The following is a 24,777-nucleotide window of genomic DNA, read 5'->3' on the forward strand; positions in this document are numbered from 1 at the left end:
GCGGCCGAGTGATCGGCCGCTCCGTTCGGTCTTGCGTCAACGGCCGAGCTGGCTGCCCAGGATCAGACCGATGATGCCGGTGCCGATCGCCGCCATGATGATGTCGCCGTTGTCGTCGCGATAGTAGCGATAGCCGCGGCGCGGCGGCGGCAGGTTGTACGAACCCCAGTCGTTCACGTAGTAGCGGCTGTTGTTCCAGTAGGAGTAGCGCTGGCCTTCGCGCCAGCGGCCGTTGTAGCCGTTGTAGCCGTACTGGCGGTTGTAGCGGCTCCAGCGCCAGTCGTTGCGTGCGCGGGCGGCGCCGTTCCAGCCGCGGCGGTTGTCGTAGCGGTCCCACTGGTCGGGACGCCCGTCGCGGTCACGGTCACGGTTCCATTCGCGACGGTCGGATCGGCCGTCGCGGTCGCTGTCGCGTCTGGGCTGTGCCGAGGCGGGAACCGCGGTCAGCACGCAAGCGGCGGCGGCAAGCGATGCCACGGCACTCGATAGCTTCTTGTTCATTCGATACTCCTTTCGGGTGACGACCGAATGCCGGCCGCGCCCTGAACGGAGGGGAAACAACTCTGTCAGGATACTGTTCCCCCATCGCCTTGAACGATGAAGCGTGCGCTGCCGCGGATCAGGTGACGACGCGGCCGCCGTTGACGCCGATCGTCTGGCCCGTGACGTAGCCGGTTTCGTCGAGACACAGCCAAGCGCAGGCGTTGGCGATGTCGTTCGGCTCGCCCATGCGGCGCACGGGGATCGTCTGCAGCAGGACTTCGGTCGGGATCTGGAAGCGATCGCGATTGGCCTCGGACATGATCGTGCCCATGACCGAGCCCGGCGGGATGTTGTTCACGGTGATGCCGTAAGGGCCGAATTCCTGCGCCATCGAACGCGTCATCGTCACGACCGCGCCCTTCGACGACGAATAGGGGATCATGTTGATCGCACCGGTCTGCGCCGACGACGACGAGATGTTGACGATACGGCCCCACTTGGCGGCCTTCATGTCGGGCAGCACTTCCTGGGTCAGCAGGAACGGCCCGCGGACGTTGACCGCATAGATGAAGTCCCAGCGTTCCTCGGTCAGTTCCTCGAACGGGGTGAAGTCGGTGACGCCGGCGTTGTTCACCAGGATGTGGATCGGGCCGAAGGCTTCGCGCAGCTTGTCGATCGCGGCCTTGACCGGCGCGCGCTGCGATACGTCGGCGCCCAGCGCGATCGCCTTGCCGCCCGCGGCCTGGATCGCCTCGACCGTCTCGGCACAGCGCGCCTCGTCAAGGTCGAGCACGCCGACGGCCACGCCGTCCTTGGCCAGGCGCTTGGCGCAGGCGGCGCCGATGCCGGCGGCGGCGCCGGTGACGAGGGCTACTCGGTAGGTCATGATTCGCTCTCCGCTGTTCAGGTGTTCAACATCGCCCTTAGCGCGAATAGCCGGGCTGGGAAGCGGCTTTTCGGGCGATCGTACAACATCGTCGCGGTCGGGCGAAGCGGCTAGCGGCGCGGGGCTTTGGGTGGCGGCGTGGCGCGAGTGAGGCGATCGAAGATCTGCGTAATGACTTCGGTCGCCTCGCGCGCCTTGTCGCTGACGCAGCCGTCCTGCAGCGCGAAGTTGCCCCAGCTCTTGCCGTTGAGGAAGTTGATCCCGGCGACGCGGGGCCGGGCGGGATCGAAGCTGCAGCCGGCCGGATAGACCTCACCCGCATAGCCGCCGACCGGATCCTCGGGGCCGAGCGCGTGCGGGCGCAGCAGCGCGGCCTGCGCGCGCAGTGCTTCGAATTCGGCCTGGGGCAGGGTGAAGCTGCGGCGCTGCTCGCTGAAGTCCTGGGCTTCCTCGGGATTTTCGGGCGCGCCGACCCTTTCGAGCTCCTCGAGATATTCGATCGAGCCGCCCGGGGTGATCGACCACGAATGGAACCGCCAGGCACCGCCGGGCTGCTGGACGCGCTTCCACACGGTCAGGGTATCGCCGGCGATCGCATAGTCGCCGGGCGCGGCGAAATCGCCGACCAGGCTCTGCCGCGGCGCTTCGGCCTTGCCGCAGGCAACCAGGGCGAGCGGTGCGACCAGTGCGAGGAGCAGGCGGTCAGCGCGCAAGCCGGTTCTCGACGAAAGCGATCACGGCGGCGAAGGTCTCAGCCGCGCCGGGGCGATCGAGGCCCGTGATCACCGCGACGTGCGCCATGCCGTCGATCGCGCAGAGCGTCGAATCGATGCCGGCGGCGAGGAGCTTGTCGTGGAACAGCCGCGAATCGTCCCAGAGCACTTCGCCGGTGCCGACGCTGATCAGGCTCGGCGGATAGGTGGTGATCGGGGCGAGCAGCGGCGAGGCGAGCGGATGCGTGGGGTCGAGGCCCTGCAGGTAGAGTTCGGCCGCGACCCCGGCCGATTCCTGAGAGAACATCGCGTCGGTTGCGGCATTGGCGGCATAGGAGTCCGCGGTGACGCGCAGGTCGAGCCAGGGCGAAAGCAGCACCAGTCCGTCGATCCGCGGCGCGCGGCCCGCGGCGCTGAGCAGGCCCAGCGACGCTGCCAGGCCGCCACCCGCCGAATCGCCGCAGACGATCAGCGGCGCGTCGCCGATCTCTTCGCGCAGGGCGGTGAGCGCCGCGAGCGCATCGGTCAGGCCGGCGGGGAAGGGGCCCTCGGGCGCGAGGCGATATTGCGGGACAACGATCTCGACTCCGCACGCGCGGATCAGGGCCTCGGCGAAGAGGCTCTCGAATTCGGGACGGCCGATACGGAAACCGCCGCCGTGGAGCTGCAGGACATAGCCGCGCGGCGCGGTGTCGGGCGAGAAACGCAACGTGCGCAAGCCGGCGAACTCGGCTTCCACCGGCGGCTTCTCGGTCTTCCAGGTGCCGGCATCGACGGCCGCCTGCATCTGCGCGCGGCGCTCGAGCAGATCCGCGGGCGCGGCGCGGCCCGCGCGGATCGGCGGAAGCGAAATGGTCATCGGCGGAACGGCCCCTCTCTCGTACTCTGCGTCAGGCTGTAGAGTGCTCGCCGCCGCGCCGGAAGGCCCCTGCGTGCAGTTCCGCAATGACGGAAGCGAACGCGGCGAGGACGTTCACCCATGATGCAATTCGCGACACGGTCCATCTTGCGCAGACCCCGTTTCGGCCCCAGATGTTCAAGCGATGTTCAGCCGTCCCAGCTTACGGCTCGTTCGCAAAACTATCGGGCGCCAAGCGGTTAGGTCATGGCTCCCCTGGAGAGTCCATGATGTTCGCCAATCCGCAATCTTCCTTCGGTCGGATCAAGGCCGCCGCCGCCGCGGCGCTGATGTTCGCGGTGGCCGCCTGCGCATCGCCGTTCAACGCCAACGTCTCGCGCTTCCAGTCGCAGCTGCCGGCGCCCTCCGGCCAGACCTTCGCGGTCGTCGCCGACGATCCGTCGATGGCTGGTGGCATCGAGTTCGGTCAGTATGCGCGCCTGGTCGAGGCCAAGCTGGCGCAGCAGGGTTACACCCCCGTTGCCGAGCCGGCCCAGGCCACCCTGCTGGTCCGCTTCGACTATGGCGTCGACAAGGGGCGTGAGCGCGTCCGTTCGACCAGCTTCGGCGCCGGCTCCTACTGGGGCCCGTGGCGCGGTTATCGCGGCGGCTTCGGCTATGGCCCCGGCTTCTATCGTCCGGGCCTGTGGAACTATGGCTGGTACGACCCCTGGTTCGACCAGGGCGGCGTCGAGAGCTACACCGTCTTCACCAGCGGCATCGAAGTGAAGATCGACCGCCGCGCCGATGGCCAGCGTCTGTTCGAAGGCAAGGCCGAGGCGGTCTCGACCTCGAACCGCCTGCCTTACGTCGTGCCGAACCTGGTCGAGGCGATGTTCACCAACTTCCCCGGCAATTCGGGCGAGACGGTGCGCATCAGCGTCGCCCCGGAGAAGAAGAACAGCTGATCGAGTTCCCTAGCGAGGGACCCAAGAGGGCGGGACCGGCAACGGTTTCGCCCTTTTTCGTTTGAAAGCTGAGATGATGAATCCTCCCCTGCAAGGGGAGGTGGCAGTCGCGAAGCGACTGACGGAGGGGTGTCACCCTCTCGGTAGCGGGGCACCCCTCCACCACCGGCTGCGCCGGCGGTCCCCCTCCCCTTGCAGGGGAGGATCTTGGATCAATAAGCTCGTTCGACGATCTTGTTCGTATTCGTCGCGCCGTTCTCGAAGTAGCCGAGGCCGTAGTCGCCCTTGATCGTCGTGCGCTGCATGCGGCGGCCGTATTGCGGATCGTGGCCGCTGACCGCGTGGAGCACGCGCCAGTTGTCCCAGATCAGCATGTCGGTGGGCTTCCACTTGTGGAAATAGGACAGCGCCTGGGCCTTCTCGAAGATCTCGGCACAGACCGCCTGGAGCAGGGCATTGCCTTCGGGGCTCTCGTTGCCCTCGATGCCTTCGGCCATCCATGGCGAGACGTGGAGCACCTTCTCGCCCGTGCTCCGGGTCCAGACCGACGGATGCACCGCACGCGGAACGTCGGCGGCCGCTTCCATCACGGGATAGGCGTGGGCGTTCTCGGCGATCACGCGGTAGCCGTCGGGTGCACCGAAGTGGAAGTTTTCCATGATCACGTTCATCCGGTAGAGGATGTTCGTGCCTTCGATCGCGTCGCGCAGGTCGGGCGACAGGACCTCGTACAGTTCGATGCCGTCGACGAAGCCGGTCAGGCCGTCTTCGGGCGGGACCTGGATCGAACGCAGCACACCGGCGCGGTTGAGTTCGTTGTTGTAGGCGTGATCGAAGTGCCAGGGCAGCCACTGCATGAGTTCCTGCCCGCCGATCGCGAGGCGGGTGCCTTCGAAAGGCTTGCATTCCATGTCGATGACGCCGGGCATCGCATCCTGATCGACGCGCGGGGTGGCCTTGTTGGGATGATCCTTGAGCGGGCCGAACACGTCGCCCAGCGCGATGTGCATCTGCGCGGTCGGCTCGACGTCCTCGAAGACGATCACGCCCTTGGCTTCGAACACCGCATTGATCTCGGCGCGGATCGCGGGATCCTGCGTCTGGGCGAGCGTCAGCCCGCCGATGCGGGCGCCGAAGGCGCGGCCTTCGGTCAGCGGCCTCACGTCGAGAGTCATGGCATTCTCCTGGGTTCGCATGTTTTTCCAGCGCCTATCACGAAAGCGAGGGGCTTGCCTTGACGAAATAGGACACACCCGTCGGCCAGCCCCCTCCTTTCCCTCGCCCCGTCATCCCGGGCTCGACCCGGGATCCCGCTTTACCGCAACGGTGGAGAAGGCAGCGGGACCCCGGGTCAAGCCCGGGGTGACGATATCGGTTGCCAAGAGGGGGGGCTTCCCCCCGAACGCCTTATTGCGCCTGTGCCAGCTCCGGTGTGGCCGCGCTCTCGCGCAGCTTGGGCATGACCTTGTCGGCGAAGCGCTTCATCTGGTCGTAGACGCGGTCGTAGGACATGCCGCCGTAGGAGAAGTTGGCGATGATGTCGTAGTCGCCGACGGTCGCCTTGCGCATCGCATCCTTCTCGATCAACTGCTCGGGCGTGCCGATCAGGTTGCCGCCGATGTAGTCCTTGTAGGCCTTTTCGGGGCCGCCGGCAGCGTTCATCGCATCACCGAGCGCGACGTAGGTCGCGTAGGACGGCATGTTCTTGAAGTGCTCGCCGCCCCATTCGTAGTGGTTGGCGACCTGGTAGAACTGCTTGGCGAAATACTCGTCGGTGTATTCGGCCACCTGCTCCTCGGTGTCGACGCAGACGACGAAGTCCGAGATCACGAAAGGCGGGGCCTTCTGGCCGTGCTTGGCCTCGAAGGTGGAGCGGTAGGCGTTGATTTCCTTCATCGAGTGCGACCAGTCGCCCTGGCTGAAGCGCAATGCCTTGAGGCCGTATTCGGCGGCGACTTCGGCCGAGCTCGGCGACATCGAGACCATCAGCATGCGGTCGCGCGTCCAGCCCTCGGGACGCGGCCGGATCTCGACCTCGGGCTGCTGGAAGTGCTTGGTATTGGCCTTGACCGTACCCGTCTCGAGCCCGTCCATGATGATCAGTGCAGCCTCGTCGAACAGCTCACGGCTGTCGGCGATGTCCTTGCGGAAGCCGTTGAACTCGCGGCGTGCGGCGCCGCGGCCCATGCCCAGGATGACGCGGCCCTCGGACAGGGAGTCGAGCATCGCCACCTTCTCGACCACGCGGACGGGATCGTTCCACGGCAGGATCACCGCGGCGGGCATCAGCTTGATCGTCTTGGTCTTGGCCGCGACGTAGGACAGCGCCTGCAGCGGATCGGGGCAGGCGGCGTAGTCGGTGAAGTGGTGCTCGACCATCGCCGCGAAGTCGAAGCCCATGGCCTCGGCCTCGATGGCGATCTGTGTTTCCTTCCGGAAGAACTCCATGTCGGGCATGCCGTGGAGGTTCTGGAAGCCAAGATGGACACCGATCTGCATGACGTTCTCTCCTCGAATCTTTTGATGTTCAGGCCGAGACCAGGCGTTCGCTGGTCGACGTGATGGGTTCCTCGCCATTCAGGGTGGCGCGGTGGAATTCGCGGCCGCTTTCGCGGTCGAAGGGCAGGACGCGGTGCATGGCGCCGGTGTTGTCCCAGATGACGAGGTCGCCGAGCTGCCACTTGTGGCGATAGACGTACTGGTCCTGGGTCGCGTGGCGCATCAGCCGTTCGAGCAGGTCGTGGCTCTCGGCCTGGGCCATGCCTTCGATGTAGGCGCCCGAGGTGCTGAGCACGAGGCTCTTGCGGCCCGAGCGGTGGTGCCAGACCAGCGGGTGCGAGCGCTGCGGGTAGGAGTACCAGACCGCGAATTCCTCGGGCGTGACGTCGCGCATCACCGGGAACAGCGCGGCCTGCATGGTGTGGACCACGCGCAGCTGCTCGAGCTCCTGGCGCTCGGCCTCGGGCAGGTCCTCGAAGGCGGCATAGGTGCTCGCGAAGCAGGTGTCGCCGCCGGTCTGCGACAGCTTGAACGGGGTGAACAGCGTCGCCAGCGGCGGGATCGCTTCGTAGGTGCCGTCCATGTGCCAGAGGTGGTTGCCCGGCAGGAAGCGCGCGTAGTCGGGGTTCACCTTGCTATCGAGCGAGATCTTCATCACGCCCTCCTCGCCCTCGTTGAGCGTGCGCCCGTCGGCGCCGCGCTTCGAGGCGCCGAGGCGCAGGTCGCCCAGACTGCGCGAGATCGTGCGCAGTTCGGCATCATCGGGCGCGATCCCGCGGAACAGCAGCACGCCGCGCGCGTCGAGTAGCGCGCGGATCTCCTGCGCGTGCGCGCCGCTGAGCAGGTCGGCCTTGGCGATCGTCACTTGCGATCCCATGCGCGGGGACAGATCGACCGATGAAAGCGCCATGGTTCGGCATCCTCTTCCTATCCGTCTCGCCGAATCGACTGCGGATCATTTGTTACCGTGTTCGTTTCAATAGCAGGCGATTATGATACCGTCGAGGGCATTTTTCGCGAAATCGGCTTGAATAGTCACTTGCATCGTTTCAATGTGTCGGCATGGTAGTTGCGGAGACATCGAAAGTGCGTCGGCCCGGCCGGCCGACGCTCAGCGACGAGCAGTTGCTCGACATCGCGCTCGACCTGTTCCTCGAACACGGCTTCGAGCGCACGAGCATCGATGCGATCACCGCCGCGGCGGGCATGGCCAAGCGCACGGTCTATGCGCGCTACGCCGACAAGGAGGCGCTGTTCAAGGCGGCGCTGGCGCGCGCGATCGACGAGTGGATGGTGCCGCCCGAACGATTGCGCGCGGCCGAGGTCGAGGATCTGGAGAAGAGCCTGCTGGCGATCGCGCAGATGCTGCTGACCAATATCCTGAGCCCGGCGGGTTTGCGCTTGCTGCGGCTCAGCAATGCGGTTTCGGTATCGATGCCCGAGATCGCCGCGGCCAACACGCGCATGGGCACCGAACCGACGCTGGCCTATCTCGCCGACCTGTTCCGCCGCCGCCTGCTGCCTGGCGATGCGCCTGCGCCCGAGGCCGACGAGGCGGCGCTGGCCTTCCTCCATCTCGTCGTCGGTGGTCCGGCCAGCACGGCTGCCTGGGGCGTCGCGTTCGACGACGAATCGATCGACCGCCACACGCGCTACTGCGTGCGTCTGTTCCTGCACGGCGCCTTGCCTGCACGCGATCAGGGGTTGATCGAGCGCGAGAACCGCCGGCTCAAGGCCCAGGCTGAGGACGTGGCCGAGGCGTTGGATTCCTTGAATAAAAAGCTGCGTGACGGCGTTTGACACGCGCGCGACGGGCCGTGCGCGAGGCGGGGTGGAAAGTCTACTGAGTCGCTTGAGATTGATCCGGCATGGTTTATCTTAGGTTAATCGACTCGGAGGAAGCGCCATGCGGCAAATTCAAATTGGATCGATCGTTTTCGCCAAAGGCGAACGGATGTTGCGCCGGGTCCTGGCGATCAAGGACGACCATGCGCGACTGGAGGGCGTCAACGGCAGCCCGCGTCGCTGGTTCTCGCTCTCGCAGCTATCGCTGGGCGGCGAAACCGCCCCGCTCAAGACCTACCTGCTCTGACCTCGTAACGCGGCCAGGCCTTGAGGCGCCTGCAAGGCGCCTCACATTCCCTATTTCACATGCGCCATCAGCGGATCGGCCATCAGGCTGGTCGCGAAGGGCTTGAGCTGATCGAAGGCGCCGGCGCGGACCAGCGTGGGCCAGTCGGGCTCGGCGATCATCGCGCGGCCGACCGCGATCAGATCGAAATCGCCGCGATCGAAGCGCCGCATCAGGTCGTCCAGACGCTTGAGGTCCAGCTCCGCCGTGGTGTCCGCGCTGAGGCTGGCGATGAAATCCATCTCGAGCCCGATCGAGCCGATCGTGCAGGTGGGCACGCCCGTCACCTTCTTCACCCAGCCGGCAAGGTTGAGGTCGCTGTCGTCGTAGGTCGGTTCCCAGAAGCGGCGCTGCGAGCAGTCGAACAGCTCGATCCCGGCATCGACGATCGGCGCCAGCAGTTCCTCGAGCTCCTGCGGGGTGTCTGCGAGGCGCGCGTTGAAATCGGCCATCTTCCAGAACGACATGCGCATGATGATCGGCATGCCGGGCTCCAGCTGTTCGCGGCAGGCGCGGATCACCTCGGCGGCGAACTGGCCGCGCGCGCGCGGGCTGCCGCCATAGCGGTCGTTGCGGTGGTTGAGTTCCTTCCACAGGAACTGGTCGATGACATAGCCATGCGCGCCATGCAGTTCGATGCCGTCGAAGCCGAGCTCGACCGCCTTGGCCGTGCCGCGCGCATAGGCGGCGATGACCTCGTCGATCTCGGCCTGGGTCATGCCGTCGGTGACCTTCTGTCCCGGCGCGATATAGCCCGAAGGGCTGACCTGGCCGAGTTCGGGGCGGAAGACGATGCCTTTGCCGGCGAGCAGATCGGGGCCGCTCGGGATCAGCCCGACATGCCAGAGCTCGGGCACGCAGATACCGCCTTCGCGGTGGACCTTGGTGGCGACGTTGCGCCAGGCGTCCCAGGCGTCGTCGCCGTGGAAGCGGCCGAGCAGCGGATTGTCGCCTGACGAGGGGTGATCGATATAGGCGCCCTCGGTGATGACCAGGCTGGCGCCGCCCTGCGCGCGCCGCGCATAGTATTCGGCGGCGTCGTCGCCGGGAATGCCGCCTTCGCAGACTTCGAGCCCCATCGGCGGAAATACGAAGCGGTTGGGCAGGGTGAACTTGCCGAGCTGAAACGGTGTAAACAGGCCGCTGAAATCGGTCATGGGCTCTCCGGGAATCGTCATTCGCGCCTTTTGGTGGGCGCGTTCGCCGGCAATTTGTACAGATGTTCAGCCGATGTCGAGAGGCTTGGGGCGAGGGGCCGCTTGACTATGTCCGCGCCTGCAGTCTCGCGAGGTCTTCGGCGCGGTCGACGTCGAGCAGGATGCCGTCGTCGGCGACCTCGACGAAAGCCAGGTCGTCGCGCTGCTTGAGCAGGCGCCCGGCGCCCTCGTCGCCGGTCAGCCGGGCGATCTCGGGAAAGGCGCGCGCCGAGAGCAGGACGGGATGGCCGTTCTTTGCCGCGTGGCGCGGCAGGGCGGCGAAGTGGTCGTCCAGAGCGGTCGCGAGGCGACCGGCGACATGGTGCGGGATCAGCGGCATGTCACCGAGGAAGACGAAAATACCGTCAACCTCGCCCGCCGCGGCGACGCCCGCCTGGAGCGACTCCGAAAGCGCGGTGCTGGCGATGCGGACGGTGTCGACCGGAGGACCACCCGGCCAGTCGCCGACATCGACGCGATCGCTGCAGACGACGATCACACGCTCGACCGGTGCCGCACGCGCGGTGCGGATCGCATGGTGGAGCAGAGGTTCGCCGCGGAACGGGGCGGACAGCTTGTCGCCGCCGAATCGCCGCGCGGCTCCCGCCGCGAGTACCACTGCGGCCAGGGATTGGCTCACGCGCGTTCCCGCGACGGATTCAGCGCCTGCATGACTTCGGCCAGAATTCCCACGGCGACTTCCCAGGGGGCCTTGCCCAGTCCGGCGATGCCCGGCGAGAGGTGCAGGCGGGCCAGGTCTTCCGCCGTCGCACCCGCGGCTTCGAGCGCCGCCAGCCGCGCCGGCGCGCGCGACTTGGCGCCGATCATCGCGACATAGCCGGCGCCGTGGCGCAAAGCGTGGAGGCAGCCGCCGAGATCGTGGTGATCCTCATGCGTCGCGCCGACATAGGCGGTCCAGCGGTCGACGCCGAGTTCGGGCAGGAGCGCGGCGGGTTCGCCGCGCAGGTATTCCACCTTGGCGAAGGGCGAGGGGCCGTCGGGTCCGCCGGGGCGCAGCAGCAAGGTTTCGAACTGCGCGTCGGCGGCGAGCTGGGCCAGGGCCAGCGCGCCGGGATCGCCGCCCGAGACGATCAGCCGCCGTGGGGGATCGTAGCGGCGCTGGATCCGCAAGGGATCCTGCGCGAACGAGAGCAGGGGGGCGTCGTCGCCGGGCAGCACCTGCTGATCGCTGCCGTCGGTCGACCAGAGGCAGGAGCGTCGCTCGCGCGCGTTGTCGAGCAGGGCGCGCGCCGCCGCGCTGCCGGGATCGATCCGTTCGAGCAGGACGTGCAGCGCGCCGCCGCAGCGCAGGCGGATGTCGATCCAGGGGCTGCCCATGCCGTAGTGCAGCCGCTGCGGCACGCCGCTGGCCAGCACTTCGGCTGCGTGGCGGGCGACGTCGCCCTCGATGCAGTCGCCCGAGAAATAGCCGCTGGCCTGGCTGCCATCGAACAGCATCTGCGCGCCGGGCCCGCGCGGAGCGCTGCCCTCGACCTTGTAGAGCGTGGCCAGCGCGGCGGGACGACCGGCGAGAAGCGCGCGTGCCAGCATCGGGCGCACGTCATCGCTCCAGCCGAACAGGGGCCAGTCGGCATCGGCAATCACGTCGTCTTCGATCATCACGTCTATGATATGTACCGTCTCATAGAACGACAAGGCGGCCCATGCCTAAGCGGGAGAACGTTCGTTGCTGATGAGCGGAGCGATGATCAGGCGATTGAGGATCGCGGCGATCTCTTCGGGCGAATAGACGTCGTCCTGCGACAGCCACCAGGCGAGCAGGTCGATCGTTCCGCCGGTGCCATAGACCACGCCGAGGTCGGCGGGCAGCCAGGACTTCTTCTCGACCATGTCGCGCGGAAGCTGGCGGGCCTGGCGGATGAATTCCTCGCGCACGATGCTGGCGGCGCCGCCGGTCAGCAGCGCGGCCCAGAGATTGCGATGTTCGGCGACGTGGCCGCACAGCGCGCGGGTCGATTCAAAGCTGTTGGAATCGTAGAGCACCGGCAAGGTGCGGCCGAGCAGGTCGGCGATCTCTTCCGAGGCGACGTCGCTCAGCAGGGCTTCCTTGGTCGGGTAATGGCGGAAGAACGTGGCATAGCCGGTTCCCGCACGCGCCGAAATCTCGCGGATGGTCAGCTGGTCGAACGGCTTTTCCTCAAGCAGTTCGAGCAGGGCGCCGGTCAGCGCGTTGCGCGAGCGCACCTGACGGGCATCGCTGGGCCCTTCCTTGCTGATACGACTGACGGCTCCTTGCATAAGATGGCCGTAACATTGGTCTTCGCGTGTGTCGATTCGCAGCCGGGCGCACCGCGAGAATCCAGTTCAAATCATGGACATTATCGCGAGGACGACGTTCCCGAGGCGTTTTCAGGCCAAGGTGATGCGATCGGCATAGAGCAGACGACCGCCCGAGAGGTGCCAGAGCGCCTCGTTGAAATCGCCGGGCGCCATGGCGAAGCAGCCCTCGCTGCGGCCGATCTTGCCCCACTTCGAAACCATCGACGGATCGACGTACCAGGCCGGATGGACGACGATCGCGCGCGGCAGGGCCAGCGAATTGTCGGGATCGAGCCCGACCAGGCGGATCGAGGTGCCGTATTTGCCCTTGTACCACTCGCAGGTGAGGTAGCCGCCGCGCGATGTCGCTTCGGAGCCGGGCACGTTCGAGAACTGCTTGAGCCAGCCGTCGTGTTCGGGATCCGAACCGCGACCGTGGGCGACGAGGAACGAACGCACCGTGCCGTTCTCGAGATTGGCGAAATGGAAGCGCGGCAGCGACGAGGGGCGGGCGAAATCGGCGATGCCGGCAATGTCGCGGCGCCAGACGGTGTTACCGGCGCGAGCGACTTCGCGTTGCGCGATCTCGAGCACGCGGCGCTCGTAGGCGGGGTTGGGTTCGGGCACGGCCGGAACCGTGAGCGCGGGCGTCGGAACGGCGGTGGGGGCAGCCGGTGGAACGAAGGCGCTATCGAACGCGTCGCCCAGCGGATCGGCCAGCGCGCGCGCAGGCACGGCCAGAGCCGCAGCTCCGATGAGCCCGCCCTTGATGACATCGCGTCGCTTCAAACCCGCCGACATAGAACTCCGATATAGGGAGAATGTGAAGAAATCGCCATATCGGATTGAAAGCGGTTCCGCTTCTGAACGGAATTGCCGCGCGTCCCGGCTGCGAAGGGCTGGTTAGGCGACGACTTTCAGGCGTGCCTTGTCGTGCTGGGCCATCCAGTCCTCGACCACGGGGGCGATCGCCTTGCGCCATTTGCTGCCGTTGAAGATGCCGTAGTGGCCGACGTCGGGCGCCAGGTGGTACTTCTTGCGGCCGGCGGGCAGCTTGGAGGCCAGGGTCAGCGCGGCCTTGGTCTGGCCGATGCCCGAGATATCGTCCTTCTCGCCCTCGATCGCGAGGAGCGCGGTGTCGCGAATCGCGGACAGGTCGATTGGCTTGCCGCGGTGCAGGAACTCGCCCTTGGGCAGCGAGTGGCGCTGGAACACGTGCTCGATCGTCTGGAGATAGAACTCGGCGGTCATGTCGCAGACCGACCGGTATTCGTCGTAGAACGCCTTGGTCGAATCGGCGCTGTCCTCGTCGCCTGCGACCAGATGCTCGAACATCTGGTAGTGGCTCATCATGTGCGACGAGATGTTCTGCCACATGAAGCCCGCGAGCTGGAGGAAGCCCGGATAGACCTTGCGGCCGGCGCCCGGATAGATTGCCGGTACCGTCGCGATGACGGTGTTCTCGAACCACGAATAGGGCTGGGTCGTCGCCAGGTCGTTGACGCTGGTGGGCGCCTCGCGCGTGTCGATCGGGCCGCCCATCATGGTCAGGGTGCTCGGCCGGCAGGGATTGTCGGCGGCGCCCATGATGGCGGTGGCGGCGAGCGCCGGCACCGAAGGCTGGCAGACCGCGATCACATGGGTGTTCGGGCCGATATGCTCGAGGAAACCGATCAGGTAGTCGATGTAGTCGTCGAGATCGAAGCGCCCGGCTTCGAGCGGCACGGTCTTCGCGTCGGCCCAGTCGGTGATGTAGACGGTGGCACGCTCGGCCATGCGCGCGACGGTGCCGCGCAGCAGGGTGGCATAGTGCCCGCTCATCGGCGCGACGATCAGCAGCTTGGGCGCATCGGCGGCGAGGCCGTCGTGGCTGAAGCGCAGCAGGTTGCCGAACGGGCGGTGCAGCACGATCGCCTCGGTCACGGCGTGCTTCTGGCCGTCGACGGTCACGCTTTCGATGTCGAAGGCGGGCTTGCCGCGCGGCGCGGCGGCATGGGCGAAGACGTCGAGTGCCGAGGACATCACCGAGCCGAAACCGAAGGCGCCGAACGGCGACAGCGGGTTGGCGAGCATTTCCGAGGTGACGGACGCCCAGACGCTGGCGCCGGTCAGCATGGCGCGCTGCAACTCGTAGGCCTTATAGAGCAAGGTACGACTCCTGAAACATGCCCATAATTTGGGCCTTCGTCATTGATTGTGCAATGCGGCATTTTTACCTGCGCCGTATCAGGCTCAGGCTTCTCCGCTGCCTTGTCCGCCGGCTTGTGCGGGGCACGCTTTCCCTGGGCCCGGACAGGTTGTAAGGGCGCCCGATGACCGCCGAAAGTATCGAGCCCGAAGCGCCGCTTTCCGCCGAAAGCCAGGATCCGGCGGACGAGTCCGTGAAATTGCCGGAAGGCAAGCCCGCGCGCACGCTCGGCCCGCTGCGGATGATCTGGAAGCTGACGCTGGCCTATCCCAAGCAGATCGTCATCGCGCTGCTGGCGCTGCTGACGACCTCTTCGGCGACGATCGCCATTCCCGCGCGGTTCAAGGCGATCATCGATCAGGCCTTCGTGCCCAATGCTGCGGTCGAGACGATCGACCACGCCTTCTACTACCTGCTGATGATCGTCGTCGTGCTCGGCATCGCGACGGCGGTGCGGTTCTACTACGTGTCCTGGCTCGGCGAGCGCGTGGTCGGCGACCTGCGGCTCAAGGTGCAGGACAACCTGCTGCGCCTGGCGCCGAGCTTCTTCGAGGCGAACAGCCCGAAGGAAATCTCCTCGCGCATGACCTCGGACACGGCGATCATCGAGACCGTGGTCGGCACCACCGTATCGGTCGCACTGCGCAACCTGATCACGGGTGTCGGCGGGGTGATCTACCTGTTCTTCCTCGCGCCGATGCTCACCTTGGGGCTGCTCATCGGCATTCCGCTGGTGGTCGTGCCGATCGTCTGGTTCGGCCGGCGGCTGCGCAACGTCTCGCGCACCAGCCAGGACCGCGTCGCCGGCATCGGCGCGCTGACCGCCGAAGTGCTCGGCGCGGTGCGCGTGGTCCAGGCGTTCAACCAGGAAGGCCGCGAGCGCGCGCGCTTCGCCGACGAGGTCGAGCGGACCTTCGCCACGGCCAAGCGCCGCATCACCACGCGCGCGGCGATGACCGCGACGATCATGGTGCTGATCTTCGGCGCGCTGGTCCTGCTGATGTGGCGCGGCGCGCTGGCGGTCGCCACGGGCGCGATCGGCGGCGGCACGATCGCCGCCTTCGTGCTGACCGGCGGCCTCGTTGCCGGTGCCTTCGGTTCGCTGAGCGAGGTCTACGGCGATCTGCTGCGCGGCGCCGGTGCCGCCAGCCGCCTCAACGAGCTGCTCAACGAGAAGCCGACGATCGCACCGCCGGCCAAGCCGACGATCCTGCCCGAACCGCGCGGCCAGCTCGCCTTCGAGCGCGTCACCTTTCGCTATCCCTCGCGTCCCGAATTCGCGGCGCTGGTCGATTTCAGCCTCGCGGTCGAGCCGGGCGAGACCGTGGCGATCGTCGGTCCCTCGGGTGCGGGCAAGTCGACGATCTTCCAGCTGGCCGAGCGCTTCTACGATCCGCACCAGGGCACGGTGAAGCTCGACGGCGTGCCGCTGGTCTCGGCCGATCCCGCCGAGGTGCGCCGGCGCATGGCGCTGGTGCCGCAGGAAGGCGTGCTCTTCGCCGCCTCGGCGCGCGACAACCTGCGCTACGGCAAGTGGGACGCCAGCGACGAGGCGATCTGGGATGCCGCACGCGCGGCCAATGCCGAGACCTTCCTGCGCGAATTGCCCGAAGGCCTCGACACCTTCCTGGGTGAGGACGGCGCACGCCTCTCGGGCGGTCAGCGCCAGCGCATCGCCATTGCCCGCGCGCTGCTGCGCGACGCGCCGATCCTGCTGCTCGACGAGGCCACCTCGGCGCTCGACGCCGAGAGCGAGCGGCTGGTCCAGGACGCGCTCGACCGGCTGATGGCCAGCCGCACCACCCTGGTGATCGCGCATCGCCTGTCGACCGTGCGCCAGGCCGACCGCATCGTCGTCATGGACAAGGGCCGGATCGTCGAGCAGGGCACGCACGAGGAACTGAGCGGTGCGGGCGGGCTTTATGCCCGGTTGGCCTCGCTGCAATTCGACGAACGACAGTTTTCGTCCGTCGAATGACCTCCTTGCCTTGGGCAAGGCAGTCTAGGTAGCCTGGCTTCCGCACCTTACCGGGAGTCCCCATGCCCTTGATCCGCCGCGCCGTCCTGGCCGTTACCGCCGTTTCCACCCTGGCGCTCTCCGCGCCGCTCTTTGCCGAGACGCCCGCGAAGCCCGCCGCGGCCCAGCCTGCCAAGGAGGACTGGGGCAAGTTCGGCGTCCAGACCCAGTGGATCGACCCCGCCGCCAAGCCCGGCGACGACTTCAACCGCTACGTCAACGGCAAGTGGGACGACGTCACCGCGATGCCCGCCGACAAGACGCGGATCGGCGCCTTCATCACCCTGCGCGACCTGTCCGAGGACCGGCTGCACGCGATCCTCAACCAGCTGACCGCGAGCAAGCCCGCGCGGGGCACGGCCGAAGCGCGCGTCGCCGATGCCTACAAGGCCTTCATGGACACGGCCGCGATCAACAAGGCGGGGCTCGCGCCGGCGCGGCCGATGCTCGATCGCATCGCTGCGGCCAAGACCACCGACGATCTGATGACGCTGTTCGCGACGCCGGGGGTTCAATCGCCGATCGGCGCGGGTGTCGATGCCGACGAGAAGCAGAGCGACATCTACGCGCTCTACCTCGGCCAGAGCGGCCTGGGCCTGCCCGACCGTGACTATTACCTGGCCGACACCCCCAAGTTCCGCGACATTCGCGCCAAGTACCTCGATTTCCTGACCCTGATGCTCGGCAAGGCCGGCTATGCCAACGCGCGCGTGGCCGCGCAGTCGGTGTTCGATCTCGAGACCGCGATGGCGCGTGAGAACTGGGATCGCGCGCTCCAGCGCAACCGCGACCTGACCTACAACAAGCTGACCGTGGCCGAGCTCGACGCGATGGCGCCGGGCCTCGTGCGCAAGTTCCTGACTGATGCCGGCGCGGGCGCGGCGACCGAGGTGATCGTGCCGCAGATGCCGCCGACGGCCGCGGAACTGGCCACGGCCAAGATCTCGCCCGAGGATCAGAAGACCAAGCTCGGCGGCGGCGTGCCGGCGACGCTCAAGCTGATCACCGCGACGCCGATCGATACTTGGAAGGCCTATCTGACCGCGCACTTCCTCAGCGACCACGCGGCCTATCTGCCCAAGGACATCGACGACGCGCAGTTCGCCTTCTTCGGCACCGTGCTCGGCGGCCAGCCCGTGCAGCGCGCGCGCTGGCGCCGCGGCATCAGCGCGGTCGAAGGCCAGATCGGCGAACTGCTCGGCAAGGTCTACGCCGAGCGCTATTTCCCGCCCGCGAACAAGGCGGCGATGGACGATCTCGTCGCCAACCTGCGCAAGGCGATGGCGCTCAACCTCGCCGATCTCAAGTGGATGGGCCCCGAGACGCGCAAGGAGGCCGAGGCCAAGCTCGACGCCTTCACCCCGAAGATCGGCGCGCCGGCCAGCTACAAGACCTACGACGGCCTGGTGATCGACGCGACCAAGCCGCTGGCCAACCGCCTCGCCGCGGCGAAGTGGGACACCGATTTCCGCATGGCGCGGCTCGGCAAGCCGGTCGATCGCGCCGAGTGGTTCATGTTCCCGCAGACGGTGAACGCCTATTACAACCCGACCTTCAACGAGATCGTCTTCCCCGCGGCGATCCTGCAGCCGCCGTTCTTCGCGCTCTCGGCCGACCCGGCGGTCAACTATGGCGGCATCGGCGCGGTTATCGGCCACGAGATGGGCCACGGCTTCGACGACCAGGGCGCCAAGTCCGACGGCACCGGCAACCTGCGTGACTGGTGGACGCCGCAGGACAAGGCCGCCTTCGAGGCGCTGACGAGCAAGCTGGTCGGCCAGTACAACGCCTTCTGCCCGTTCGACGGGACCAAGCCCGGCAGCGAGAAGGCCTGCATCAACGGCCAGCTGACTCTCGGCGAGAACATCGGCGATCTCGGCGGGCTCAGCCTCGCCTATCGCGCCTACAAGCTCTCGCTGAACGGCAAGGAAGCGCCGGTGATCGATGGCTTCACCGGCGACCAGCGCTTCTTCCTCGGCTGGGCACAGGTCTGGCGCGGCAAGACGCGCGAACAGCAGGCGCGCCAGTTCCTCGTCACCGATCCGCACTCGCCCGGCGAGTACCGGATCAACGGCATCGTCCGCAATTTCGACGAATGGTACAAGGCGTTCGACGTCAAGCCGGGCGAGAAGCTCTATCTCCCGCCCGAGCAGCGCGTGCGCATCTGGTAAAGGTCTCGGCGCCGTCCCAGGCATGCCTCGGGACGGCGCTACATTAACGCAATGAAACTTGACTTGGTCGCGCGGTCCTTCATCACCGCACGCGCATGGACCTGACCCTCACCGCGATCCTCCTCGGCATTGTCGAGGGCCTCACCGAATTCATCCCCGTCTCCTCGACCGGGCATCTCATTCTCGCTTCCGAGATCTTCGGATACGATGCGGACACCTGGAAGGTGTTCAACGTCGTCATCCAGCTCGGCGCCATCCTGGCGGTGCTCGTGCAGTACTGGCGGACCTTCTGGGCGGTGGGCACGGGCCTGCTGCGCTGGCAGCCGATGAGCGTCGCCTTCGTGCGCAACCTGCTCGTCGCCTTCATCCCCTCGGCCGTGCTCGGGCTCGCGCTCAAGGACTACATCGACGTGCTGCTCGGCAGTCCGGTCGTGGTCGGCTGGGCGCTGATCCTGGGCGGCATCGCGATCCTCGGCATCGAGCGCTGGGCCAAGCCCGGTGGTCCGACCGGCGTCGCGCAATTGCCCGTGGGCCAGGCGCTAGGCGTCGGCCTGCTCCAGTGCATTTCTATGATCCCCGGCGTCAGCCGTTCGGGCGCGACGATCATGGGCGCGCTGGCCATGGGCATCGAGCGCCGCACCGCCGCCGAATTCAGCTTCTTCCTGGCCGTGCCGACGATGATGGGCGCGACCACGCTCGAGCTGTGGGACAATCGCCATGCGCTGGCCGGCGGGCTCGGCCCGGTCGGCTGGAACGAGATCGCGATCGGCTTCGTCGTCTCGTTCGTGGTCGCGCTGGTGGTGATCAAGGCCTTCGTTGCCTTCGTCAGCCGCTCGGGCTTCTCGCCATTCGCCTGGTACCGCATCGCGGCGGGCATTCTCGCGGTGGTCCTGCTCAGCCGATAAGGAGAGGGTTCATGGGCAAGCTCAAGAAGAAGAAATACCTCGAGCTGCTCGAACCCCTGCAGGAAGAACTGGTTGCCATGGCGCGCTGGGCCGAGGCGACCGGTGCGCGCGTGGTCGTGCTGTTCGAAGGTCGCGACACCGCGGGCAAGGGCGGGGCGATCAACGCCATCGCCAGCCATCTCAACTCGCGCCAGTGCAGGGTCGTCGCGCTGAGCAAGCCCAGCGATGCCGAGAAGGGGCAGTGGTATTTCCAGCGCTATATCGCGCACCTGCCCACCGCGGGCGAGATCGTGCTGTTCGACCGTTCCTGGTACAACCGCGCGGGGGTCGAGAAGGTCATGGGCTTCGCCACGGTGGAGCAGGTCGAGGGCTTCCTCGATCAGGCCCCCAAGTTCGAGAAGCTGCTCGTCCAGGACGGCGTGCTGCTGTTCAAGTATTGGCTGACCTGCGACCAGGCCGAGCAGGAGGAGCGCCTGCGCGAGCGCGCCGAGGATCCGCTCAAGCGCTGGAAGCTCTCGCCGATCGACCTCGTCGCGCGCGAGAAATACGACGATTACACCAAGGCGCGCGAGGCGATGCTGAAGGCGACGCACACCAAGCAGGCGCCGTGGACCTTGGTCGATTTCAACGACCAGCATCATGGCCGGCTGACCGTGATCCGCGATTTTCTCGATCGCCTGCCCGACAAGAAGGTCGACGCGCCCGACGTCGAATTCAAGCCGCTCGGCGGCAAGCCGGGCGAGGAGCGCTTCGACAAGCTCGAGCCGATCAAGCCCTATCCGATCGATTGATCGCTCGGGCGCACAGGGGCCTCTCGTCAGCCCGATGGGTCGCAGTTATGGTACCGGAGAGGCCGATTTCCCAGGGAGAGAGATATGCGCAAATTCACCGCCGAGCAGCTGCACGCGGCTTTCGAGCTCCAGCAGATGCTCTACGATTTCGCCTATGAGCTCGACCACGGTTCGGAGAAGGTCGGCCGTTACTATGCCGAGGATGGTGCCTTCCGCACGGGCGGCATCAACGTTGAGGGACGCACGGCGATCCAGGGCTTCTACGACACGCGCAACGAGAACGTGAAGAAGTACCAGAAGGACGGCCAGCGCACGGGCCGTCACATCTTCACCAATGTCCGCGTGGTGTTCGACGAGGCCGATGCCGACAAGGCGACGCTGTTCTTCACCAACATGAATTTCGCGGGTGAAGGCCCGGCGCCGGTTCAAGGCCTCGGCAGCCCCTCGGCGATTGCCGACGGCCTGATGGAGTGCCGCCGCCAGGCCGACGGCCACTGGCTGTTCACCCTGTTCGCGCCCAAGCAGGCGCTGATCGGCGAGGACGACTTCATGAAGCTGATGCTGGCGCTCAACGCCAAGAAGTAGGCGTCAGGCCGGGGCCCGATAGCCGAGGCTGCGCGAGATCGTCGCAGCCTCGTCGCGGACCAGCCGCTTGAGCTCGTCGAGCCGGTCCTGCAGCCGCAGGCTCGGCGCGGCGACGATCAGCGCGCCGAGCACGCCGCCCGCGGCGTCGCGGATCGCCGCGGCGGTGCCGGTGACGCCTTCGGAGGCCTGGTCGATCGTCTGCGCGACGCCGGCCCCGCGCGCGGTGGCGATCGCGTCGACGAGCGCGCGCTTGCCGGTCAGGGTCTCGGCGGTGAAGGCCTCGGGCTTCACGCGATCGAGATAGCGGCGCAGGGCGTCCTCGGATCCCGCGGCGAGCAGCGCGCGGCCGCCGGCGGTCGAGTAGAGCGGGCGACGATCACCGACGGGCACGATGAAGCGCACGGTCTTCTGGCTCTCGATCACGTCGACATAGGTCAAGGTCTCGCCGTCCTCGTCGCCGACGCCGAACAGCACGGTCTCGCCGCAGCGCTCGGCCAGCCGGCGCATGCCTTCGCGCACGAGGTCCGAACTCTGCAGCCGGCGCCGCGCTTCGAGCAGCGCGCTCGACAGGCCGAAGGCGCCGGGGCCGAGCTGCCAGGCGCCCTCTGCGGCCATGACGAAGCCCTCTTCGGCCAGCCCGCGCAGCAGCGCCGCGAGGCTCGACTTGGGCGCGCCGAGGGTGCGCGCGAGATCGGCCAGGCTCATCGGCCCTGGGCTCGTGCAGAGCGCCTCAAGAATGCGGATGACGCGCGTCACCGACTGCGGCGACTGCGACCCGCGCTCATCGGTCGGCGTGCGTGTTCCCGGCGTGACCCCCATCGCGTCGGTAGAGCGGAGCGGGGCGGGGAATGCAAGCGCGCGGCTTGCTCTCAGGCGAAAGCGGGCAGCACGTCCTGTGCGAAGTCCCTGGCGTAGTGCAGGAAGCGTTCGGGCGGCAGGCCGGCGGGCATGGCCATCATGAAGTGCTCGAGCGGCATCCGCGCCTGCATCTTCTTGAACATGGCGATCGCCGCTTCGGGCGTCAGGATCTGCAGATCGCCGCTGGCCTTGTATTCCTCAAGCGTCTTGACCTTCATGCCGTGCATGCCCAGCGCCTGGTCCTCGGCGTTCCATTCGCTGTAGCTGTTGTTGACGTGAAGGAAGTGCGGCGCGAGTTCGGCCATCGCCGCCTCGGGATCGCGCGCGACGACGACGGTCAGGCCGGTGACGCGGATTCGCGCCGAAGCCGGGTCCTTGCCCTGTTCGCGCAGCTTCTCGACGTACATGTCGCAGACGTCGGGGCTGCCGACATAGCCCTGGGCATAGCGCGCGACGCGTTCGAGCGCCTTTTCCGCGAAGCCGCCCAGGTAGAGCGGGATGCCGCCGCGCGACACGGGCGGACGCACTTGCGCACCCTCGATCTGGAAATGCTTGCCGGCGAAGTCGACGGTCTCGCCGGCCCACAGCCGGGTGACGATCTCGAGGAATTCGTCGAAGCGGGCGCCGCGCTTGGTGAAGTCCACGCCCATCGCGTCGGTCTCGCGCTTGCGGTAGCCGATGGCGAGGCCGAGATCGAGCCGGCCGTTCGAGAGGATGTCCACCAGCGCCGCATCCTCGGCGAAGCGGACCGGGTTGTAGAGCGGCGCGAGCGCAATGCCGGTGCCGATCCGCATGGTCTTGGTGCGCGCGGCCACCGCAGCGAGCGCGACCAGCGGCGAAGGCAGATAGCCGTCCTCGGCCAGGTGATGCTCGGGCAGCCAGGCGCCCTGAAAGCCGAGCGCTTCGGTCTCGGCGATGACGTCGAGCGTCTCGGCGTAAAGCTGCTCCCACGGACGGCGCCATTGCGGCGGATTCCGGAAATCGTAGAGATAGCCGAAGGTCAGTTTGGACATGGACGCTCTCCCGCCTGCTGAACAGGTGTTCTACAGGCGCGGTATGGGAAGAGCGGTGGGCTTGTCAAATCCTCCCCGACACGGGGAGGATGAGCTTACGAAGCGTCCATCGAATAGCCGGCGGCGCGGACCGTGCGGATCGGGTCGGCCTCGCCGTCGCGGTTGATCGCCTTGCGCAGGCGGCGGATGTGGACGTCGACCGTACGCTCGTCGATGTCAGAATCCATGCCCCAGACGCCGTCGAGGATCTGCTGGCGCGAGAGCACGCGGTTCGGGCGCTCCATGAAGTAGCGCAGCAGCTTGAACTCGGTGGGGCCCAGGTGCAGCGCCTCGCCCTTGCGGCGCACGCGGTGCGAGGCGAAGTCGAGCTCGAGGTCGCCGAACACCAGCACGTCGCCGGCCAGCGAGGGGCGGCTGCGGCGCAGCAGCGCCTCGACACGGGCCATCAGCTCGCGCGGGCTGAACGGCTTGGTGACGTAGTCGTCGGCGCCGGTCTTGAAACCGCGGATGCGGTCCTCTTCCTCGCCACGCGCGGTGAGCATCAGGATCGGCACGCGGGCGGTGGCCTTGTCCTTGCGGAGCTGGCGGCAGACCTCGATGCCGGGGACCTGCTCGATCATCCAGTCGAGGATGATCGCGTCGGGCGCCTGTTCGCGCACCATCAGCAGGGCTTCCTCGCCGTCGCCGGTCGAGCGGACCTCGTAGCCTTCGGCGCCGAGGTTCCAGGTGAGCAGTTCGCAGAGCGCGAGATCGTCTTCGACGACCAGGATCGACGGCTTCATTTACATCACCCCGCTCGTGTCGCGCGGACCATCCTTCTCGGAGAAGTACTGGCCGGTCGCGGCGAAATAGACCATCTCGGCGACGTTGGTAGCGTGGTCGCCGATGCGCTCGAGATTGCGCGCCACGAACAGCAGCTGCGCGGCGCTGGAGATCGTTGCCGGGTTCTCCATCATGTGCGTGACGAGGTTGCGGAACAGGCTGTTGTAGAAATTGTCCAGCTTCTCGTCGCGGTTGATCACCTCGATCGCCAGCAGGCTGTCGCGCGCGCCATAGGCGTTGAGCACGTCGCGGACCATGCCCTGCGCGATCTCGGCCATGGCGGGGACCAGGGTCAGCGGACCGATCTTGGCGCGGCCTTCCATGTGGCCGACGCGCTTGGCGATGTTCTTGGCATAGTCGCCGATGCGCTCGATCACGCCCGAGATCTTGAGCGCGGCAATGACGTCGCGCAGGTCGTCGGCCATCGGTGCGCGCAACGCGATGACGCGGACGGCGAGCCGATCGACCTCGGCCTCGAGCGCGTCGATCCGCGCGTCGGCGGCGACGATCTGCTTGGCCTTGTCCTCGTCGTGCCGGGCGAGCGCGTCGACCGCGTCGCGGATCGCGACTTCGGCGAGGCCGCCCATTTCGGCGATGAGGCCGCGGAGCTGGCTGATCTCGCTGTCGAATGCCTTGACGGTATGTTCTGCCATTGTGCTTTCCCCGTCAGCCGTAGCGGCCGGTGATGTAGTCCTTGGTGCGCTCCTCGCGCGGATTGGTGAAGATCGCGTCGGTATCGCCGTATTCGACCATCGAACCCAGGTGGAAGAAGGCCGTGCGCTGCGAGACGCGCGCAGCCTGCTGCATCGAGTGGGTGACGATGACGATCGCGTAACGCTCCTTGAGCTCGTCGATCAGTTCCTCGATGCGCGCCGTGGCGATCGGGTCGAGCGCCGAGCAGGGCTCGTCCATCAGGATCACTTCGGGGCTGACCGCGATGGCGCGGGCGATGCACAGGCGCTGCTGCTGGCCGCCCGACAGCGCGGTGCCGGCGTCGTTCAGGCGGTCCTTGACCTCGTCCCACAGGCCGGCGCGGCGCAGCGCCTTCTCGATGATCTCGTCCATCTCGCTCTTGCCCGCGGCCAGGCCGTGGATCCGCGCGCCGTAGGCGACGTTCTCGTAGATCGATTTGGGGAAGGGGTTGGGCTTCTGGAACACCATGCCGACGCGGGCGCGCAACTGAACCACGTCCATGCGGCCGTCGTAGATGTCCTCGCCGTCGAGCTTGATCGCGCCTTCGACGCGGCACGAGGCGATCGTGTCGTTCATGCGGTTGAGCGTGCGCAGGAAGGTCGACTTGCCGCAGCCCGACGGGCCGATGAAAGCGGTGACGATGCCTTCGTTGATGTCGATCGACACGTTGTCGATCGCCTTCTTGGCGCCGTAGAAGACGTCGACGTTGCGCGCGGAGATTTTCGGGGTCGTTTCCATGT

General features: G+C 67.0%; 26 protein-coding genes. 8 read left to right on the plus strand and 18 right to left on the minus strand.

The genetic code is table 11. From position 1 onward, the window contains the following. Positions 1-36 precede the first annotated feature (36 nt). The 4 genes from OLX23_RS10570 to OLX23_RS10585 form a co-directional block, all read right to left on the minus strand. Positions 37-501 (minus strand): RcnB family protein, encoded by a 465-nt coding sequence (locus tag OLX23_RS10570; RefSeq protein ID WP_264444961.1) that lies wholly within the window; start codon positions 499-501, stop codon positions 37-39. A 118-nt stretch (positions 502-619) separates the two neighbouring features. Further along, positions 620-1,369, minus strand: a complete 750-nt coding sequence (locus OLX23_RS10575; protein ID WP_264444962.1) for an SDR family NAD(P)-dependent oxidoreductase — start codon at positions 1,367-1,369, stop codon at positions 620-622. 110 nt (positions 1,370-1,479) lie between these two features. After that, entirely contained in the window at positions 1,480-2,082 is a 603-nt protein-coding gene (locus OLX23_RS10580; RefSeq protein WP_264444963.1) for a hypothetical protein, read from the minus strand. Continuing rightward, positions 2,072-2,941: an alpha/beta hydrolase gene (locus tag OLX23_RS10585; protein WP_264444964.1), complete on the minus strand. Its 870-nt coding sequence runs from the start codon at positions 2,939-2,941 to the stop codon at positions 2,072-2,074. The genes OLX23_RS10580 and OLX23_RS10585 overlap by 11 nt, the downstream gene beginning before the upstream one ends. A gap of 269 nt (positions 2,942-3,210) precedes the next feature. On the opposite strand from OLX23_RS10585, the gene OLX23_RS10590 reads away from it, so the two are divergent. Beyond that, on the plus strand, positions 3,211-3,888 hold the full coding sequence (locus tag OLX23_RS10590) for a DUF4136 domain-containing protein (RefSeq protein ID WP_264445672.1): 678 nt from the start codon (positions 3,211-3,213) through the stop codon (positions 3,886-3,888). 212 nt (positions 3,889-4,100) lie between these two features. Here OLX23_RS10590 and OLX23_RS10595 read toward each other — a convergent pair whose 3' ends face one another. The 3 genes from OLX23_RS10595 to OLX23_RS10605 form a co-directional block, all read right to left on the minus strand. Continuing rightward, the gene (locus OLX23_RS10595) at positions 4,101-5,063 is read right to left on the minus strand and encodes a TauD/TfdA dioxygenase family protein (protein ID WP_264444965.1); all 963 of its coding nucleotides are present in this window, start codon (positions 5,061-5,063) and stop codon (positions 4,101-4,103) included. Between the two features lie 232 nt (positions 5,064-5,295). Further along, positions 5,296-6,387, minus strand: coding sequence for an LLM class flavin-dependent oxidoreductase (locus tag OLX23_RS10600; RefSeq protein WP_264444966.1), 1,092 nt, complete (start codon positions 6,385-6,387; stop codon positions 5,296-5,298). Positions 6,388-6,415: 28 nt separating this feature from the next. Further along, positions 6,416-7,297 carry a TauD/TfdA dioxygenase family protein gene (locus OLX23_RS10605; protein WP_264444967.1) on the minus strand — a complete coding sequence of 294 codons (882 nt, stop codon included), beginning with the start codon at positions 7,295-7,297 and terminating at the stop codon, positions 6,416-6,418. Positions 7,298-7,473: 176 nt separating this feature from the next. Between OLX23_RS10605 and OLX23_RS10610 the strand changes: the two genes are divergently transcribed. Next, complete coding sequence (locus tag OLX23_RS10610; RefSeq protein ID WP_264444968.1) at positions 7,474-8,187, plus strand: TetR/AcrR family transcriptional regulator; 714 nt, start codon at positions 7,474-7,476, stop codon at positions 8,185-8,187. Between the two features lie 154 nt (positions 8,188-8,341). Next, positions 8,342-8,479: a hypothetical protein gene (locus OLX23_RS10615; RefSeq protein WP_264444969.1), complete on the plus strand. Its 138-nt coding sequence runs from the start codon at positions 8,342-8,344 to the stop codon at positions 8,477-8,479. A 50-nt stretch (positions 8,480-8,529) separates the two neighbouring features. Here the strand turns inward: OLX23_RS10615 and OLX23_RS10620 are convergent, their stop codons facing one another. The 6 genes from OLX23_RS10620 to OLX23_RS10645 form a co-directional block, all read right to left on the minus strand. Further along, positions 8,530-9,675 carry a 12-oxophytodienoate reductase gene (locus OLX23_RS10620; RefSeq protein ID WP_264444970.1) on the minus strand — a complete coding sequence of 382 codons (1,146 nt, stop codon included), beginning with the start codon at positions 9,673-9,675 and terminating at the stop codon, positions 8,530-8,532. 106 nt (positions 9,676-9,781) lie between these two features. Further along, complete coding sequence (locus OLX23_RS10625) at positions 9,782-10,354, minus strand: NTP transferase domain-containing protein (RefSeq protein WP_264444971.1); 573 nt, start codon at positions 10,352-10,354, stop codon at positions 9,782-9,784. After that, on the minus strand, positions 10,351-11,334 hold the full coding sequence (locus tag OLX23_RS10630; protein ID WP_264445673.1) for an XdhC family protein: 984 nt from the start codon (positions 11,332-11,334) through the stop codon (positions 10,351-10,353). The genes OLX23_RS10625 and OLX23_RS10630 overlap by 4 nt, the downstream gene beginning before the upstream one ends. A gap of 48 nt (positions 11,335-11,382) precedes the next feature. Continuing rightward, positions 11,383-11,919, minus strand: coding sequence for a TetR/AcrR family transcriptional regulator (locus OLX23_RS10635; protein ID WP_264444972.1), 537 nt, complete (start codon positions 11,917-11,919; stop codon positions 11,383-11,385). 165 nt (positions 11,920-12,084) lie between these two features. Continuing rightward, the gene (locus OLX23_RS10640; RefSeq protein ID WP_264444973.1) at positions 12,085-12,783 is read right to left on the minus strand and encodes a murein L,D-transpeptidase catalytic domain family protein; all 699 of its coding nucleotides are present in this window, start codon (positions 12,781-12,783) and stop codon (positions 12,085-12,087) included. Between the two features lie 114 nt (positions 12,784-12,897). Next, positions 12,898-14,142: a polyhydroxyalkanoate depolymerase gene (locus tag OLX23_RS10645; RefSeq protein WP_264444974.1), complete on the minus strand. Its 1,245-nt coding sequence runs from the start codon at positions 14,140-14,142 to the stop codon at positions 12,898-12,900. Between the two features lie 164 nt (positions 14,143-14,306). On the opposite strand from OLX23_RS10645, the gene OLX23_RS10650 reads away from it, so the two are divergent. The 5 genes from OLX23_RS10650 to OLX23_RS10670 all read left to right on the plus strand — a co-directional run bounded on the left by OLX23_RS10650 (position 14,307) and on the right by OLX23_RS10670 (position 20,651). Further along, entirely contained in the window at positions 14,307-16,160 is a 1,854-nt protein-coding gene (locus OLX23_RS10650; protein WP_413629818.1) for an ABC transporter transmembrane domain-containing protein, read from the plus strand. 62 nt (positions 16,161-16,222) lie between these two features. Next, positions 16,223-18,370: a M13 family metallopeptidase gene (locus OLX23_RS10655; protein WP_264444975.1), complete on the plus strand. Its 2,148-nt coding sequence runs from the start codon at positions 16,223-16,225 to the stop codon at positions 18,368-18,370. Between the two features lie 95 nt (positions 18,371-18,465). After that, complete coding sequence (locus OLX23_RS10660; protein WP_264444976.1) at positions 18,466-19,275, plus strand: undecaprenyl-diphosphate phosphatase; 810 nt, start codon at positions 18,466-18,468, stop codon at positions 19,273-19,275. 11 nt (positions 19,276-19,286) lie between these two features. Beyond that, on the plus strand, positions 19,287-20,066 hold the full coding sequence (gene ppk2, locus OLX23_RS10665; protein WP_264444977.1) for a polyphosphate kinase 2: 780 nt from the start codon (positions 19,287-19,289) through the stop codon (positions 20,064-20,066). Positions 20,067-20,150: 84 nt separating this feature from the next. After that, positions 20,151-20,651 (plus strand): nuclear transport factor 2 family protein, encoded by a 501-nt coding sequence (locus OLX23_RS10670; protein WP_264444978.1) that lies wholly within the window; start codon positions 20,151-20,153, stop codon positions 20,649-20,651. A 3-nt stretch (positions 20,652-20,654) separates the two neighbouring features. Here OLX23_RS10670 and OLX23_RS10675 read toward each other — a convergent pair whose 3' ends face one another. The 5 genes from OLX23_RS10675 to pstB all read right to left on the minus strand — a co-directional run bounded on the left by OLX23_RS10675 (position 20,655) and on the right by pstB (position 24,775). Then, complete coding sequence (locus OLX23_RS10675; protein ID WP_264444979.1) at positions 20,655-21,407, minus strand: IclR family transcriptional regulator; 753 nt, start codon at positions 21,405-21,407, stop codon at positions 20,655-20,657. 113 nt (positions 21,408-21,520) lie between these two features. Continuing rightward, positions 21,521-22,522: an LLM class flavin-dependent oxidoreductase gene (locus tag OLX23_RS10680; protein WP_264444980.1), complete on the minus strand. Its 1,002-nt coding sequence runs from the start codon at positions 22,520-22,522 to the stop codon at positions 21,521-21,523. Between the two features lie 95 nt (positions 22,523-22,617). Beyond that, positions 22,618-23,304: a phosphate regulon transcriptional regulator PhoB gene (gene phoB / locus OLX23_RS10685; RefSeq protein WP_264444981.1), complete on the minus strand. Its 687-nt coding sequence runs from the start codon at positions 23,302-23,304 to the stop codon at positions 22,618-22,620. Beyond that, complete coding sequence (gene phoU / locus OLX23_RS10690; RefSeq protein ID WP_264444982.1) at positions 23,305-23,997, minus strand: phosphate signaling complex protein PhoU; 693 nt, start codon at positions 23,995-23,997, stop codon at positions 23,305-23,307. It lies immediately after the preceding gene. Positions 23,998-24,010: 13 nt separating this feature from the next. Then, on the minus strand, positions 24,011-24,775 hold the full coding sequence (gene pstB, locus OLX23_RS10695) for a phosphate ABC transporter ATP-binding protein PstB (RefSeq protein ID WP_264444983.1): 765 nt from the start codon (positions 24,773-24,775) through the stop codon (positions 24,011-24,013). Positions 24,776-24,777 lie beyond the last annotated feature (2 nt).

It is taken from the genome of Novosphingobium sp. JCM 18896 (assembly GCF_025938095.1).
Classification (GTDB): domain Bacteria; phylum Pseudomonadota; class Alphaproteobacteria; order Sphingomonadales; family Sphingomonadaceae; genus Novosphingobium.

Coding starts and splice junctions, on each gene's coding strand:
- OLX23_RS10570 (WP_264444961.1), bottom strand. CDS start 501: ATGAACAAGAAGCTATCGAGTGCCGTGGCATCGCTTGCCGCCGCCGCT.
- OLX23_RS10575 (WP_264444962.1), bottom strand. CDS start 1,369: ATGACCTACCGAGTAGCCCTCGTCACCGGCGCCGCCGCCGGCATCGGC.
- OLX23_RS10585 (WP_264444964.1), bottom strand. CDS start 2,941: ATGACCATTTCGCTTCCGCCGATCCGCGCGGGCCGCGCCGCGCCCGCG.
- OLX23_RS10590 (WP_264445672.1), top strand. CDS start 3,211: ATGTTCGCCAATCCGCAATCTTCCTTCGGTCGGATCAAGGCCGCCGCC.
- OLX23_RS10595 (WP_264444965.1), bottom strand. CDS start 5,063: ATGACTCTCGACGTGAGGCCGCTGACCGAAGGCCGCGCCTTCGGCGCC.
- OLX23_RS10600 (WP_264444966.1), bottom strand. CDS start 6,387: ATGCAGATCGGTGTCCATCTTGGCTTCCAGAACCTCCACGGCATGCCC.
- OLX23_RS10605 (WP_264444967.1), bottom strand. CDS start 7,297: ATGGCGCTTTCATCGGTCGATCTGTCCCCGCGCATGGGATCGCAAGTG.
- OLX23_RS10615 (WP_264444969.1), top strand. CDS start 8,342: ATGTTGCGCCGGGTCCTGGCGATCAAGGACGACCATGCGCGACTGGAG.
- OLX23_RS10620 (WP_264444970.1), bottom strand. CDS start 9,675: ATGACCGATTTCAGCGGCCTGTTTACACCGTTTCAGCTCGGCAAGTTC.
- OLX23_RS10630 (WP_264445673.1), bottom strand. CDS start 11,334: ATGATCGAAGACGACGTGATTGCCGATGCCGACTGGCCCCTGTTCGGC.
- OLX23_RS10650 (WP_413629818.1), top strand. CDS start 14,307: ATGACCGCCGAAAGTATCGAGCCCGAAGCGCCGCTTTCCGCCGAAAGC.
- OLX23_RS10655 (WP_264444975.1), top strand. CDS start 16,223: ATGCCCTTGATCCGCCGCGCCGTCCTGGCCGTTACCGCCGTTTCCACC.
- OLX23_RS10660 (WP_264444976.1), top strand. CDS start 18,466: ATGGACCTGACCCTCACCGCGATCCTCCTCGGCATTGTCGAGGGCCTC.
- ppk2 (WP_264444977.1), top strand. CDS start 19,287: ATGGGCAAGCTCAAGAAGAAGAAATACCTCGAGCTGCTCGAACCCCTG.
- OLX23_RS10670 (WP_264444978.1), top strand. CDS start 20,151: ATGCGCAAATTCACCGCCGAGCAGCTGCACGCGGCTTTCGAGCTCCAG.
- OLX23_RS10680 (WP_264444980.1), bottom strand. CDS start 22,522: ATGTCCAAACTGACCTTCGGCTATCTCTACGATTTCCGGAATCCGCCG.
- phoB (WP_264444981.1), bottom strand. CDS start 23,304: ATGAAGCCGTCGATCCTGGTCGTCGAAGACGATCTCGCGCTCTGCGAA.
- phoU (WP_264444982.1), bottom strand. CDS start 23,997: ATGGCAGAACATACCGTCAAGGCATTCGACAGCGAGATCAGCCAGCTC.
- pstB (WP_264444983.1), bottom strand. CDS start 24,775: ATGGAAACGACCCCGAAAATCTCCGCGCGCAACGTCGACGTCTTCTAC.